General features: G+C 67.0%; 12 protein-coding genes. 5 read left to right on the forward strand and 7 right to left on the reverse strand.

Going from position 1 to position 13,262, the window contains the following annotated elements:
- Positions 1-26 precede the first annotated feature (26 nt).
- On the reverse strand, positions 27-1,208 hold the full coding sequence (locus B7R21_RS01245) for a TerC family protein (RefSeq protein WP_116281439.1): 1,182 nt from the start codon (positions 1,206-1,208) through the stop codon (positions 27-29).
- A 146-nt stretch (positions 1,209-1,354) separates the two neighbouring features.
- On the opposite strand from B7R21_RS01245, the gene B7R21_RS01250 reads away from it, so the two are divergent.
- The 5 genes from B7R21_RS01250 (at position 1,355) to B7R21_RS01270 (ending at position 5,164) form a co-directional block, all read left to right on the forward strand.
- Positions 1,355-1,849, forward strand: coding sequence for a MarR family winged helix-turn-helix transcriptional regulator (locus tag B7R21_RS01250; protein WP_116281440.1), 495 nt, complete (start codon positions 1,355-1,357; stop codon positions 1,847-1,849).
- 182 nt (positions 1,850-2,031) lie between these two features.
- Positions 2,032-2,622, forward strand: a complete 591-nt coding sequence (locus B7R21_RS01255) for a GIY-YIG nuclease family protein (RefSeq protein ID WP_116281528.1) — start codon at positions 2,032-2,034, stop codon at positions 2,620-2,622.
- Between the two features lie 27 nt (positions 2,623-2,649).
- Positions 2,650-4,068, forward strand: a complete 1,419-nt coding sequence (locus B7R21_RS01260) for an FAD-binding oxidoreductase (RefSeq protein WP_116281441.1) — start codon at positions 2,650-2,652, stop codon at positions 4,066-4,068.
- Between the two features lie 131 nt (positions 4,069-4,199).
- Entirely contained in the window at positions 4,200-4,646 is a 447-nt protein-coding gene (locus B7R21_RS01265) for a MarR family winged helix-turn-helix transcriptional regulator (protein ID WP_116281442.1), read from the forward strand.
- A 77-nt stretch (positions 4,647-4,723) separates the two neighbouring features.
- Positions 4,724-5,164, forward strand: coding sequence for an OsmC family peroxiredoxin (locus B7R21_RS01270; protein ID WP_116281443.1), 441 nt, complete (start codon positions 4,724-4,726; stop codon positions 5,162-5,164).
- Positions 5,165-5,448: 284 nt separating this feature from the next.
- On the opposite strand, the gene B7R21_RS01275 is transcribed toward B7R21_RS01270, so the two are convergent.
- From B7R21_RS01275 to B7R21_RS01300, 6 genes are all read right to left on the reverse strand, one after another.
- Positions 5,449-7,086 (reverse strand): ATP-binding cassette domain-containing protein, encoded by a 1,638-nt coding sequence (locus B7R21_RS01275; RefSeq protein ID WP_116281444.1) that lies wholly within the window; start codon positions 7,084-7,086, stop codon positions 5,449-5,451.
- A gap of 47 nt (positions 7,087-7,133) precedes the next feature.
- Positions 7,134-8,375 (reverse strand): multiple monosaccharide ABC transporter permease, encoded by a 1,242-nt coding sequence (mmsB, locus tag B7R21_RS01280; protein WP_116281445.1) that lies wholly within the window; start codon positions 8,373-8,375, stop codon positions 7,134-7,136.
- On the reverse strand, positions 8,375-9,907 hold the full coding sequence (mmsA, locus tag B7R21_RS01285; RefSeq protein WP_116281446.1) for a multiple monosaccharide ABC transporter ATP-binding protein: 1,533 nt from the start codon (positions 9,905-9,907) through the stop codon (positions 8,375-8,377). The genes mmsB and mmsA overlap by 1 nt, the downstream gene beginning before the upstream one ends.
- A 96-nt stretch (positions 9,908-10,003) precedes the next feature.
- Positions 10,004-11,092, reverse strand: coding sequence for a multiple monosaccharide ABC transporter substrate-binding protein (chvE, locus tag B7R21_RS01290; protein WP_116281447.1), 1,089 nt, complete (start codon positions 11,090-11,092; stop codon positions 10,004-10,006).
- A 225-nt stretch (positions 11,093-11,317) separates the two neighbouring features.
- Positions 11,318-12,025, reverse strand: coding sequence for an L-ribulose-5-phosphate 4-epimerase (locus tag B7R21_RS01295; protein WP_116281448.1), 708 nt, complete (start codon positions 12,023-12,025; stop codon positions 11,318-11,320).
- A 207-nt stretch (positions 12,026-12,232) separates the two neighbouring features.
- Positions 12,233-13,249, reverse strand: coding sequence for a LacI family DNA-binding transcriptional regulator (locus B7R21_RS01300; protein ID WP_116281449.1), 1,017 nt, complete (start codon positions 13,247-13,249; stop codon positions 12,233-12,235).
- Between the last annotated feature and the right edge of the window lie 13 nt (positions 13,250-13,262).

The following is a 13,262-nucleotide window of genomic DNA, read 5'->3' on the forward strand; positions in this document are numbered from 1 at the left end:
CTCTCCCCACGCTAGAGGATACGGCGTTACTTTGCGCTCTGGCCGTGCAGTTCGTGAGCCTGAGCCAGCAGGGCGACGAGTTCTTCGTCGTCTGCGGCCTTTGCGCGCTGCTTGTCGGAGAGTGTCTGGATGGCCTTCTCGCGGGCCACCATGCGCTCGTACGTCGCGGTGCGCTCGGCCTCGTCGCCCTTGAAGTCGTGTTCGACGAACTTCCTGGCCTGGATGCGTGAGTCGCTGATGACCGTGTTCGCCTTGCCCGCCGGGCTGAACAGTGAGGCGAGAACGGTGACGGTGAGAACGCCGATGATGACGATCAGCGAGAGCTCGGTGCTGATCTCGAAGACCGGGATCGGCTGGCCACCGTTCAGGAACGGCAGGTTGTTCTCGTGCAGGGCGTGCAGCACCAGCTTCACGCCGATGAAGGCGAGGATCGCGGCGAGGCCGTAGCTGAGGAAGATGAGGCGGTCGAGGAGGCCGTCGATCAGGAAGAACAGCTGGCGGAGACCCATCAGCGAGAACGCGGTGGCGGTGAACACGATGTAGGTGTTCTGCGTGAGACCGAAGATCGCGGGCACGGAGTCGAGCGCGAAGAGCAGGTCGGTTCCACCGATGGCGACCATCACGAGGAGCATCGGCGTGAGGACCTTCTTGCCGTTCTCGATCGTGAAGAACTTGTCGCCGTCGTAGCGCTCGGTGGTGTTGAAGATGCGCTTCGCCAGGCGGATGATCACGTTGTCGGCGTCGTCGCCCTCTGATTCGGGGCGCAGCAGCTTGATCGCGGTGAAGATGAGGAACCCGCCGAACAGGTAGAACAGCCACGCGAAGGAGTTGATCGCGGCGGCACCGATGAAGATGAACCCGGTGCGGGCGATCAGCGCGAAGACGATGCCGAAGAGCAGCACCTTCTGCTGGTCGGCACGCGGCACCCGGAAGCTCGCGATGATGATCAGGAACACGAAGAGGTTGTCGACGCTCAGCGCCTTCTCGGTGATGTAGCCGGCGAAGTATTCGGTGCCGAGCGTCTGCCCGCCGAAGACCAGCACGCCGATGCCGAACGCGACAGCGATGCCGACGTAGATGGCCGACCACTTGGCGGCCTCCTTCAGGGTGGGCTCGTGGGCTTTGCGTACGTGGAAGAAGAAGTCGAAGGCGAGGAGGGCCAGGATGCCGACGATTGTCAGCAGCCAGACGTAGCCGGGGATTTCCATGGGTTGAATGCTCCTGGGTGTTCGGAGGGTGAGTGGGGTTGGGTGGGGGGTGGGTGGGGGGTGTAATTTAGTTGGTGTGCTCCCACTATATTGGTTGGAGCGATCCAACCAAATCTGATCCCCGATTAGTCAGGAAACTTTCAGCTATGGATCCAGACACTCCCGAACCGGTCGACGTCGGCGAGTCGATCGAGTCGACCCTCGCCCTCATCCAGCGCTGGTCGACCCGAGCCGAGAACCGTCGGAGTCTCCATGACGCCGAAGGTGCGGCACTGTCCAGCACGGACTCCTGGTTGCTCGAACGCCTCGTCGCCTCGAAGCCGATCCGGATGTCGCGGCTCGCCGAGTGGCTCGAAGTCGACAAGTCGACGATGACCACCGAGGTGCGGCGGCTCGAGCTGGCCGGTCTGGTGGCGCGGGAGCCCGACCCCGCCGACCGTCGCGCCGTGCTGGTGAGCGCGACGGAGGCCGGGGCGGTGGCGATCGAACGGCACCGCCGCATCGCGCAGGACGTCTACAACACCCTCGTCGGCAAGTGGAACGAGGAGGATCGCGCCGACTTCTCCCGCCTGCTGCAGCGCTTCAGCCGCGAGCTCTCCTGGGTGACCGACGCGGTCTGGCGCCACAACGAGTCGCGCTGACCCCCGCCTCCGCTCCCCGTCCCCGCCTCCCGCCTCCGCTCCTCGCCCCCCGCCCGCCCGCCCCTCCCACCTCAATTGAGTGGGCAGTTCGGGCCCTGGCCCCGCCGTTTCAGGGACCGAACTGCCCACTCGATTGGATGGGGGCGGGCGGGGTGTCGGTGGGATGGCGTAGCGTGCGGGACATGAGCCGGGCATCCTGTTGCAGCGTCGAAACCGCGGGGGGCGGCGACGCGGGCGGGCGGCCGTGCGAGGAGCCGGTGGAGGTGGATGCTCCGGTGGCGCTCTGCGCGCATCACCTGCAGCTCGCCCACGACTGGGTCGCCCGCGAGCTCGGGGTGACCGACGTGCTTCCGTCGCCGTGCCTCGCATGCGGTTCGCGGCTGGGAGTGCGGTACCCGTCGGGCTGGCTCTGCGCGGTGTGCGAGTGGAAGGTGGGGGAGGTTCCGGACTCCGACCCGGGCTCCGGAGTCTCCCGTGTGGAGGTGGTCTACTACATCCGTTCGGGCGAGCGGATCAAGATCGGTACGTCTGCCAATCCGCGGCAGCGACTCGGGAGTCTCTACTACGAGGAGCTGCTGGCGTTCGAGCCGGGCGGTCGGATGACCGAACGGCGCCGTCACGCGCAGTTCGCGGAGCACCGGGTGCCACGCAGCGAGTGGTTCGCCGTGCATCCGGAGCTCGTGGCGCACATCGGGGTGCTCGCGCGGGGCGTCGACGACCCGTGGTCGCTGTACGCCCGCTGGCTGAGCGAGCGCCGCGCGCTCGGCGGTTGAGGGCGGCGGGGTGTCTACGCTGGGAGCATGACAACAGACCAGCTCGTAGACCTCGGCCAGCCCGCAGGCCCCGGCCGGCTCGAACAGCCCGGCCAGCTCGAACAGCTCGCGCCCGGCCGGGTTCTGACCGACGCGGAATCCCTCGAGCGTTACAGCCACGACGACGCCGAGTGGGCCGATTTCGTGCCGCCGCTCGCCGTCGTGCTCGCCAGGTCGACCGACGAGGTCGCGAATGTGGTGCGCTGGGCGGCCGCGCGAGGCGTGCGCGTCGTTCCGCGGGGCGCGGGAACCGGCCTCTCGGGCGGCGCGAACAGCATGGCGAACTCGATCGTGGTCTCGCTCGAACTCATGAACGAGGTGCTGAGCGTCAATGTCGACGAGCGCTATGCCATCACCCAGCCCGGCGTCATCAACGATGCCCTCCGCGCGCACGTCGCTGGATTCGGGCTCTGGTATCCGCCGGATCCGGCCAGTTCGGCGATCTCCACGATCGGCGGCAACGCTGCGACCAACGCGGGCGGCATCTGCTGCGTGAAGTACGGCGTCACCCGCGACTACGTGCTGCGGATGACCGTGGTGCTCGCGAGCGGTGAGATCGTGTCGCTTGGCCACGCAACCGCCAAGGGGGTCACGGGCTACGATCTCGCCGGGCTCATGGTGGGCTCGGAGGGCACGCTCGGCATCATCACCGAACTGACCGTGCGGCTGCTCCCGCTGGCGGGCCGCGACGAACGCGCGGTCATCGGGTACTTCCCCTCCCTCGAAGCGGCGGGCGTGGCCGTCGCCGCCATCTCGCGGGCCGGCATCATCCCGGCCGCGCTCGAACTCATCGACCACACCTGCCTGGTCGCCGTCGACGAATGGCAGCACCTCGGTCTGCCGTCGAGCGCGAAGGCGCTGCTGCTGGCGAAGGTCGACGAGGCCGGGCCGGCGGGGGAGGCGCTCGCCGACCGGGTTGCAGACGTCTTCGTCGAGGCCGGCGGATCGAACGTCGAGCGGGCCACGGATGCGGCGGAGATCGCGCGCCTCTTCCTCGCCCGCCGACTCGCCTACCCCGCGCTCGAGCGGCTCGGGCCTGTCCTCACAGAGGACATCTGTGTGCCGCGATCCGCCGTGCCGGAGATGCTCCAGCGCATCCAGCAGACGGCCGCCGAGAACGACGTCGTGATCGCCAACATCGCGCATGCGGGTGACGGCAACCTGCACCCGCTGATCATCGCTCCCGTGGGCGACGACGAGGCGAAGGATCGGGCCAAGACGGCGTTCGACCGCATCGTGGCCGACTGCTTGGCCCTCGGTGGAACCGTCACCGGCGAGCACGGGGTCGGGCTGCTGAAGCTCGACGGGGCCCGGTCGGAGCTGGGGGAGCCGGTCATCCGGATGCACGAGGCGATCAAGCAGGGGCTGGATCCGCTCGGCACGCTGAACCCGGGCAAGGGGTTCTGAGGAGGGCCGCGCGCCCCCCCCCGCCCTCTCGGGCGAGGCCGCGATGCGCGGAGATTGCAGTGCGCACGATTGCAGTCGGCATAATTGCATTGCGCACAATTCAGTTGCACACAATGTGTTAGGGTCGAGTCATGCCTTCGAGCCCCGCATCCGCACCCCTGCTGGATGACCAGATCTGCTTCGCGCTCTACAACGCGTCGCGGGCGCTGACCGCGCGTTACCGTGTGCTGCTCGAGCCGCTCGGGCTCACCTACCCGCAATATCTCGTTCTGCTGGTGCTGTGGGAGCAGGGGCCGTCGACGGTCGCCCACCTCAGTGAGCGACTCCTGCTCGACTCGGGCACGCTGTCGCCGCTGCTCCGGCGGCTCGACGCGGCCGGCCTCGTCGAGCGCGGCCGGCTGCCCCGAGACGAGCGCTCGGTGCTCGTCTCGCTCACAGCAGACGGCGAGGCGCTCCGGGCGAGCACGGTGGGCATCCAGGAGCAGATCTGCGGGGCCACCGGACTGGCCCTGCCCCAGATCCATGCGCTCCGCGACCGGGTGGCAGACGTCGCGGAACACATCAGGGCCTCCGCCTAGCCCCCCTTCAACCTGACCGACCCGACCGGCTCCCCCCGGTCATCCACACCGCAGGAAACCAGAGAAAAGAGAGCACAATGCCCACACGTACCGCACGCACTGCCTGGAACGGAAGCCTCGAGACCGGCGAGGGCCAGGTCGAACTCTCGAGCTCGAAGCTCGGCACCTACGACGTGTCGTTCCCGAAGCGCGCAGCCGACGACGCCAACGGCGCCACCAGCCCCGAAGAGCTGCTCGCCGCGGCGCACTCGGCCTGCTATGCAATGCAGTTCTCGGCTGTGCTCGGTGCCGCTGGCGGAACCGTCGAGGCGCTCGATGTGCGCGCCGACGTCTCGCTCGGCCCGGACCCGGAGGGCGGCTTCCGTCTCACCGGCATCGCGCTCCGCGTTCGCGGCGAGGTGACCGGCATCGACGCCGCGACCTTCCTGCAGGCCGCGACCGACGCCAAGAACACCTGCCCCGTGTCGAAGGCGTTGACCGGAGTCGAGATCACGCTCGACGCTGCCCTCGAGGAGTAGCCTCTCGCGTCTCACCCGGCGCAGCCCGCCCTGCGCCAATCGAAACCCCGAAAACTGTCGGTATCCGTGATCCGGAGCGACAGTTTTCGGGGTTTCGACCGTTGCGGGGTAGGTGCCTGTGATCGGGTCGGGAGTTCCGGTCGGTATCGGGGTACCGAAGCGACCGGTACTCCCCAGTCGATTCTGCTGCCGAGGGTGTTGGGCGCCCAGTCGGCGGCCGAGACGGGGCAGGCCGAGACGGGGCAGGCCGAGACGGGGCTGCGCGTCCCGTTCCGGAGGGGCCTTCAGCCCATCATCTTCGCGAGGAGCCCGGCCGGTGTCGCGTCGCGGGTGAGGAGCTCGGCGGTGACGCGTCCGCCGGCGAGGGTGTAGACACGCGAGGTCAGCACCAGCAGCTCGTCGAGGTCGTCGGACGCGAGGAGCACGGCCGTCCCCCCGGCGGACAGCTCGACAATGAGGTCACGCACCACGGCCACCCGTGCGGCGTCGAGCGCGGCGGTCGGATGATCGAGCACGACCACCACGGGTCGCTGGCCGAGTGGCAGGTCGAGCCAGGTGCGGAGCGCATCGAAGTGGCGCCGGGCTCCCGCCGGCCAGCCGGCACCGTCTGCCTGATCGCCGGGCCCGGTGGTTCGCGCGGCGGCGGCGCCTCGTGCTGCACCGGCCCCGGCCGATCCCGCGTCCGAACCCGCCCCGCCCCGCCGGCCCACGAGCGCCGAGATGCCGCCGAGCCCGAACGCGGGCGCATCCGTCGTGCGGTAGTCGCGATCCCGGTCGACGAGACCGAGTCGCGCCAGCCGGGCCAGCATGCCCGCAGAGATGCGCGACGGGATGCCGCCGATGAGGTTCAGATCGTATTTGAGGTCGGCGGCCGTGGAGAGACCCACGCCCCCCGCGACCGACTCCTCGGGTGTCGCGGCGACGAGCGGACGGCCGTCGACCAGCATCGTTCCGCTCACCCGGGAGCTGAACGTGCGCCCGAAGAGGCTCAGGGCCAGCTCGCTGATGCCCGACCCCTCGAGCCCGGCCAGCCCGACGATCTCCCCGCGACGGGCTGTGAGCGAGACATCCCGCACCACGCTGCGGTCGGTGTCGACGGGGTGCTGGGCGGTCCACGACGCGATTTCGAACGCCACTGGGCCGGGCTCCAGCTCTTCGTGCTGGGCCCTCGGGGTGACCTGGATGTTCGCGGTCATGTGACGCACGAGCTGTTCGGTCGAGGGCGTGTTCGCTGTGAGTGCGACCGTCTCCACGGCGGCACCCCGCGAGAGCACCGTGACGCCCGACGCGACCTGGCGGAGCAGATCGAGACGATGGGTGGCGACGGCCACGGTGACCCCCTCGGCGGAGAGCCGCCGGATGCCGCCCGCGACGAGGGCGAGGCCCCGGGCATCCAGACCGGTGAACGGCTCGTCGAGCAGTACGACCGAGCGTTCCGCGACCAGGCAGCGGCAGAATTCGACGATCCAGCGCTCGGCCCGGCCGAGGTCGCCCGCCCGGCCGGCCGGATCGACCGCTCTGCCCAGGCCGAATCGGGTGAGGAGGTCGGCGGTGTTGGCGTTCATGCGGCCGAACCGCACGAAGCCGCCGGCCGACGTTTCGTGCCCGAGGTGGATGTTCTCGGCGACCGAGCTGTGCGGCACGACGGAGGGCTCGCCGCGGATCACCCGCACGCCGGCCGCCTGGGCCTCAGCGGAACCCCCGAACCGACGTGGTATCCCACCGATCGTGAGTGTTCCGTCGGCGACCGGCAGAAAGCCGCCGATCACTGCGAGCACTTCGGATGCCCCCGACAGGTTCTCGCCGAGGATGCCGTGCACGCTTCCGCCCGGCACCTGGAACGACACAGAACGGATGCCCGTGCCGGCCGCCGACCTCGCTGAGACGGAGCTCAGGAGGAGGGACGGGCCGTGCACGGGCATCCGTTCAGACGACGTATCGAGGAGTTGACCGAGTCAGGCGAGCCGGATCAACGACCGCCCGAGCGACGCTTGTTGTAGACGTCGAAGGCCACGGCGAGCAACAGCACGAGGCCCTTGACGGCCTGCTGCCACTCGATGCCGATACCCATGATCGACATACCGTTGTTAAGAACACCGATGATGAGACCACCGATGATGGCGCCGCCGATGGTGCCGACGCCGCCGGTGACGGCCGCGCCACCGATGAAGGCGGCGGAGATGGCCTCGAGCTCGAAGCCGTCACCGGCCTTCGGGCCGGCGAGGTTCAGGCGGGCGGTGAAGACGAGACCGGCGAGGGCAGCGAGCACGCCCATGTTCACGAACAGCCAGAACGTCACGTTGCGGGTCTTGATGCCCGACAGCTCGGCGGCGTGCAGGTTGCCACCGATCGCGTAGATGTGACGGCCGAAGACCGAACGTCCCATGACGACGCCGTAGATGAGGATGAGCACGGCGAGCACGATGAGGGTGACCGGGATGCCCTTGAAGGCGGCGAGTGCGTAGGCGAAAGCGAGAACGGCGACAGTGACCAGCACGAGCTTGCCGACGAACCAGCCGGACGGCTCCACCGACTGGCCGTAGCTCTGGCGACCGCGGCGCGTTCGCACCGACTGAACGATGAGAGCGATGATGGCGATGACGGCGACGCCCATCGTCAGCGGGTCGACGGCGAATTCGCCGAAGACGTTCGTCAGGAAGCCGTTGCCGATGGCGCGGTACTCCTCGGGGAACGAACCGATGTTCGCGGAGCCCAGAACCACGAGCGCGAGCCCGCGGAAGATGAGCATGCCGGCCAGCGTCACGATGAACGCCGGTATGCCCACGTAGGCGATCCAGAAGCCCTGCCACGCTCCCACTGCTGCACCGATCAGCAGCGACAGGATGATCGACAGCCACCACGGCAGGCCCATGTTCACGGCGAACACACCGGAGACGGCGCCGACGAAGGCGGCGACGGATCCGACCGACAGGTCGATGTGGCCCGCGACGATGACCATCACCATGCCGATCGCGAGGATCAGGATGTAGCCGTTCTGAACGATCAGGTTCGAGACGTTCTGCGGGCGGAGCAGCACTCCGTTGGTCAGGATCTGGAACACCACGACCACGAGCACGAGGGCGATGAAGATGCCGTTCTTGCCCAGGTCGCTCAGAACGTGGCTGAGGGCGGTGGTGAACTTGTTCTCGACCGGGTTGACCCGGCCACCGGCGGCCGTGTCGTCTGACGGCTTCGTTTCGAGGTTGGACATCAGGCGCGTTCCTTTTCCATGGTCATGTACTTGATCAGTGTTTCGGGGGTGGCTTCTGCGATGGGCAGTTCACCGGTGATGCGGCCTTCGGCGATGGCGTAGATCCGGTCGCAGATGCCGAGGAGTTCGGGCAGCTCGCTCGAGATGACGATGACGCCCTTGCCCTCGGCGGCCAGCTTGTTGATGATCGTGTAGATCTCGTACTTCGCGCCCACGTCGATTCCGCGGGTCGGCTCGTCGAGGATGAGCACGTCGGGGTCGGAGTAGATCCACTTGCTCAGCACGACCTTCTGCTGGTTGCCACCGGACAGCTTGCCGACCTTCGAGAGCACCGAGGGCGCCTTGATGTTCATCGACTTGCGGTAGCCGTCGGCGACCTCGTACTCCTTGTTGTCGTCGACGAGACCGCCGCGCTCGAGCTTCTTCAGCGACGCCATCGAGATGTTGCGTTTGATGTCCTCGATGAGGTTGAGACCGTAGAACTTGCGATCCTCTGTGGCGTACGCGAGTCCGTTGTCGATGGCCTCCGTCACGGTGCGGGTCTTGATCTCGACGCCGTGCTTGTAGACCTGGCCGGAGATCTTCGTGCCGTACGAACGGCCGAACAGGCTCATCGCGAACTCGGTGCGCCCGGCGCCCATGAGCCCTGCGATGCCGACGATCTCGCCGCGCTTCACGTTCAGGTTCACATTGTCGACCATGATGCGGTTCGGGTCCTGCGGGTGGTAGGCCGTCCAGTTCTCGACGCGCAGGATCTCCTCGCCGATGTGCGGGGTGTGGTCGGGGTAGCGGTGTTCGAGGTCGCGGCCCACCATGTCCTTGATGATGCGCTCCTCGGTCACGTCTGACTTCGCGATCGTCTCGATCGCCTTGCCGTCGCGGATGACCGTGACCGTGTCCGAGATCTTCTTGATCTCGTTGAGTTTGTGGCTGATGATGATCGACGTGATGTTCTGGCCCTTGAGGCTCAGGATCAGGTCGAGGAGGTGGTCGCTGTCCTCGTCGTTGAGGGCGGCGGTCGGCTCATCCAGGATCAGCAGCTTCACGCGCTTCGAGAGGGCCTTGGCGATCTCGACGAGCTGCTGCTTGCCGACACCGAGTTCCCGCACCTTCGTGGTGGGGTTCTCGCGGAGACCGACGCGGGCGAGGAGCTTGGAGGCCTCGGTGTTGGTCTTGTTCCAGTCGATCAGGCCGAACGCGCCCTTGATCTCGTTGTTGAGGAAGATGTTCTCGGCGATCGAGAGGAACGGGCTGAGCGCCAGCTCCTGGTGGATGATGACGATGCCCTTGGCTTCGCTGTCCCGGATGCCCGAGAACTCCATCGTCTCGTTCTCGAATACGATGTCGCCCTCGTAGGTTCCGAACGGGTAGACCCCGCTCAGCACCTTCATCAGCGTCGACTTGCCGGCGCCGTTCTCGCCGCAGATCGCGTGCACTTCGCCGCGAGCCACGTCGAGCGTGACGTTCTGCAGCGCCTTGACGCCGGGGAACGTCTTCGTGATGCTGCGCATTTCCAGGATATTGGTGGTCACAACATCTCTTCCTCTAAAAAGTGTGGGGGTGGTGCAATGAGGTTTCCGCCCGGCCCACTGTGGAAGCTGGGCCGGGCGGATTCCGGGTGGAGCGAACTAGCCGTTGATCTGGGCGTCGGTGTAGTAACCGCCGTCGATCAGGACCTTCTTGATGTCGCCCTTGGTCACGACGACCGGCTGCAGCAGCTCGGCCGGAACGACCTTCTTGCCGTTGTCGTACGTCTTGTCGTCGTTGGTCTCGGGGGTCTTGCCCTCGAGCACAGCGCTGGCCATGGCCACAGCGACCTTCGCGAGCTCGCGAGTGTCCTTGTAGATGGTCGAGTACTGCTCGCCGCCGTTGATGGCCTTGACCGAGTCGAGCTCAGCGTCCTGGCCGGTGATGATCGGGAACGAGGCGCCGACGGTGTAACCCGCCGAGGTGACGGCGGAGATCAGGCCGCGCGAGATACCGTCGTAGGGCGACAGGATGCCGTTGACCTTCGTGGTTCCGTCGGAGTACGTCGACGTGAGGATGTTCTCCATGCGCGACTGGGCGGTTGCCGGGTCCCAACGGAGGGTGGCGACCGTGTTGAAGTCGGTCTGGCCGCTCTTGACGACGAGGGTGCCGTCGGCGATGAACGGCTTCAGGGTGTCCATCGCTCCGTTGAAGAAGAACGTCGCGTTGTTGTCGTCGGGGCTACCGGCGAACAGCTCGATGTTGAACGGGCCCTTGGTGCCGGTCTTGTTGCCGCTCGCGTCGAGGACACCGAGGCCGGTGAGGAGGGACGTGCCCTGCTCGACGCCGACCTTGTAGTTGTCGAACGTCGCGTAGTAGTCGACGTTCTCCGAGTCACGGATCAGGCGGTCATAGGCAATGACAGGAATGTTGTTGTCTTTGGCGTTCTGGAGCGTGTTGGTGAGCGTGGTGCCGTCGATCGAGGCGACGATCAGGGCCTTGGCGCCCTTGGTGATCATGTTCTCGAGCTGGCTGACCTGGGTGGGGATGTCGTCTTCGGCGTACTCGAGGTCGACGGTGTAACCGGCGGCTTCGAGCTGCGTCTTGATGCTGTTGCCGTCGGCGATCCAGCGCTCCGACGACTTCGTCGGCATCGCGACACCGATGAGGCCACTGGCACCGGCGGCAGCGCCGTCGGTGGAGGAGCCTGATGAGCTGCCCGAGGAGCAGGCGGCGAGTGAAACCACCATGGCCGCGGAGGCCAGGAGGGAAAGTACAACTTTCTTCTTCACTTTGTTTCCTTTCGATTTGTGCAGGGGAGGGACTTCGTTGTCAGCAGGTGCTGTGTGTCCGGCGCGTTCCCCGGTGAGGGTTCGTGCAGGTCTGGTGTCTCGCCGGGAGCGAGAAATCGTGGGGCGCGCCTGGCGCGCGGGGTGCGGTGGGTACTGGTGGGGTGATGGTCACTGCTGCGGTGGTCACTGGAGAGCACCTTCCGGCGCCTGGCCGTAGACGTTCTGGTAGCGGGCGAAGAGGGCGTCGATGCTCTCTTGCGGCAGGGGGATGGGGTCACCGAGCTGGCGGGCGACGTGCACGGTGTGCGCGACATCCTCGACCATGACGGCGGCCTTGACCGCGTCGTTCGCGTCGCGGCCGATCGTGAAGACACCGTGGTTCTGCATCAGCACGGCGCGGGAGCGGTGTCCGGTCAGCGTCTCGACGACGCCCACGCCGATCGAGTCGTCGCCGATGACGGCGAACGGACCGATCGGGATCGGGCCGCCGAATTCGTCGGCCATCGCCGTGATGACGCAGGGAATCGCCTCGCCCCGGGCGGACCATGCCGTGGCGTAGGTCGAGTGGGTGTGCACGACGCCGCCGACCTGGGGCATGTTGCGGTAGATGTAGGCGTGCGCCGCTGTGTCGCTCGAGGGCTGGCGGTGGCTGCCGGGGGTCTCGGAGATGACCTCGCCGTCGAAGTCGCAGAGGATCATGTTCTCGGGGGCGAGGTCGTCGTAACGCACGCCGGACGGCTTGATGACGAACAGTTCGCGGCCCGGGATGCGGGCGGAGACGTTGCCGCTCGTCCAGGCGATGAGCCCGTAGCGGGTGAGCTCGGAGTGCAGTCGGGAGACATCTTCGCGAAGACCTGCGATGAGCACTTCGGTCTCAGGGCCGTAGTTCATGTCACGGACTCCTTCGTCTCGGATGTGGCTCGCACGGTGTGTGTTCGTCAGGCTGGTGATCTGGTGTGACGCCGTATGTGAACGGTCACATTGGGCTGGACTCATGTTAGCCACAAGCGCACAACGCCTGTCAAGCGCAAGTTGTCACAGTTCGGTAACTGCCGATGTGCGAGCTCGACGGCGTGCACGCCGGCAGGGTGGATCGGCTCAGAACCGGCTGGTTCCGGTGCTCTGCCGCACGATGAGCTCCGGGATGATGCCGCTCGGCGACGGGCCGCCGAGCTGGCCGCCCCCGTTCAGCAGCAGCTCGATGGCCCGGCGGCCGAGCTCGCCGAAGTCCTGGCGAACGGTTGTGAGCGGCGGCCAGAAGTGCCGCGCCTCGGGGATGTCGTCGAACCCGACGATGCTGATGTCGCCGGGGATGTCGAGTCCGGCATCCCGCACCGCGTGCATCAGTCCGAGGGCCATCTGGTCGTTCGAGGAGAAGATCGCCGTGAAGTCGCGCACCCTCAGCAGCTCCCGGCCGGCGAAGTAGCCGAACTCTGCGGTCCAGTCGCCGAGGATCGGTGCGGTCGCCACCACATCGTGCTCGCTCATCTCGGTGAGGAACCCGTGCATCCGGGCCTCGGCCTCGATCCAGTCCTGCGGGCCGGCGAGGTGGTAGATGTTGCGATGCCCGAGTTCGATCAGGTGTCTCGTCGCCAGCCTGGCGCCCGCGATCTGGTCGACCGAGAGCGCATGGTCGGAGGTGCCTGTCGACTGCAGCGTCACGAACGGCACCGAGAGGTTCATCTGGGTGAAGGTGTTGAAGACACGCACCTGGGGTGCGATCACCACGAGGCCCTCGATGGCCTGGTCGAGCAGGTGGTTCAGCGCGCGCTCGATCGACTCGCGGTCGCTGCCGTCGAGGTTGACCGTGTTCACGAAGTAGCCCTCCGCCCGGGCCGCCTGCTCGATGGCGGTGATGCTCGAGGCGGGGCCGTACTGGGAGCTCGACGCAGAGAGGATGCCGATGGTGCGCGAGCGGCTGGTGACCAGCATCCGTGCGGCCCGGTTGGGGCGGTACTGCAGGTCGTCCATCACCTGCTGCACGCGGAGCTTGGTCTCCTCGCGGAGGTTCGGGGAGTCGTTCAGTACCCGGGAGACCGTCTGGTACGACACCCCGGCAAGCCGCGCGACATCGCGGATGCTCGGGGCGCGGCTGCGGGTCGGGTCGGATGGCACGGGTTCATTATGC

Source organism: Subtercola boreus (assembly GCF_003399625.1).
In the GTDB taxonomy this organism is placed as follows: Bacteria; Actinomycetota; Actinomycetes; order Actinomycetales; family Microbacteriaceae; genus Subtercola; species Subtercola boreus_C.

Excerpts from the sequence above, each read along its gene's own strand:
- B7R21_RS01245 (WP_116281439.1), bottom strand. The coding sequence starts at position 1,208 with ATGGAAATCCCCGGCTACGTCTGGCTGCTGACAATCGTCGGCATCCTG.
- B7R21_RS01250 (WP_116281440.1), top strand. The coding sequence starts at position 1,355 with ATGGATCCAGACACTCCCGAACCGGTCGACGTCGGCGAGTCGATCGAG.
- B7R21_RS01255 (WP_116281528.1), top strand. The coding sequence starts at position 2,032 with ATGAGCCGGGCATCCTGTTGCAGCGTCGAAACCGCGGGGGGCGGCGAC.
- B7R21_RS01260 (WP_116281441.1), top strand. The coding sequence starts at position 2,650 with ATGACAACAGACCAGCTCGTAGACCTCGGCCAGCCCGCAGGCCCCGGC.
- B7R21_RS01265 (WP_116281442.1), top strand. The coding sequence starts at position 4,200 with ATGCCTTCGAGCCCCGCATCCGCACCCCTGCTGGATGACCAGATCTGC.
- B7R21_RS01270 (WP_116281443.1), top strand. The coding sequence starts at position 4,724 with ATGCCCACACGTACCGCACGCACTGCCTGGAACGGAAGCCTCGAGACC.
- B7R21_RS01275 (WP_116281444.1), bottom strand. The coding sequence starts at position 7,086 with ATGCCCGTGCACGGCCCGTCCCTCCTCCTGAGCTCCGTCTCAGCGAGG.
- mmsB (WP_116281445.1), bottom strand. The coding sequence starts at position 8,375 with ATGTCCAACCTCGAAACGAAGCCGTCAGACGACACGGCCGCCGGTGGC.
- chvE (WP_116281447.1), bottom strand. The coding sequence starts at position 11,092 with ATGGTGGTTTCACTCGCCGCCTGCTCCTCGGGCAGCTCATCAGGCTCC.
- B7R21_RS01295 (WP_116281448.1), bottom strand. The coding sequence starts at position 12,025 with ATGAACTACGGCCCTGAGACCGAAGTGCTCATCGCAGGTCTTCGCGAA.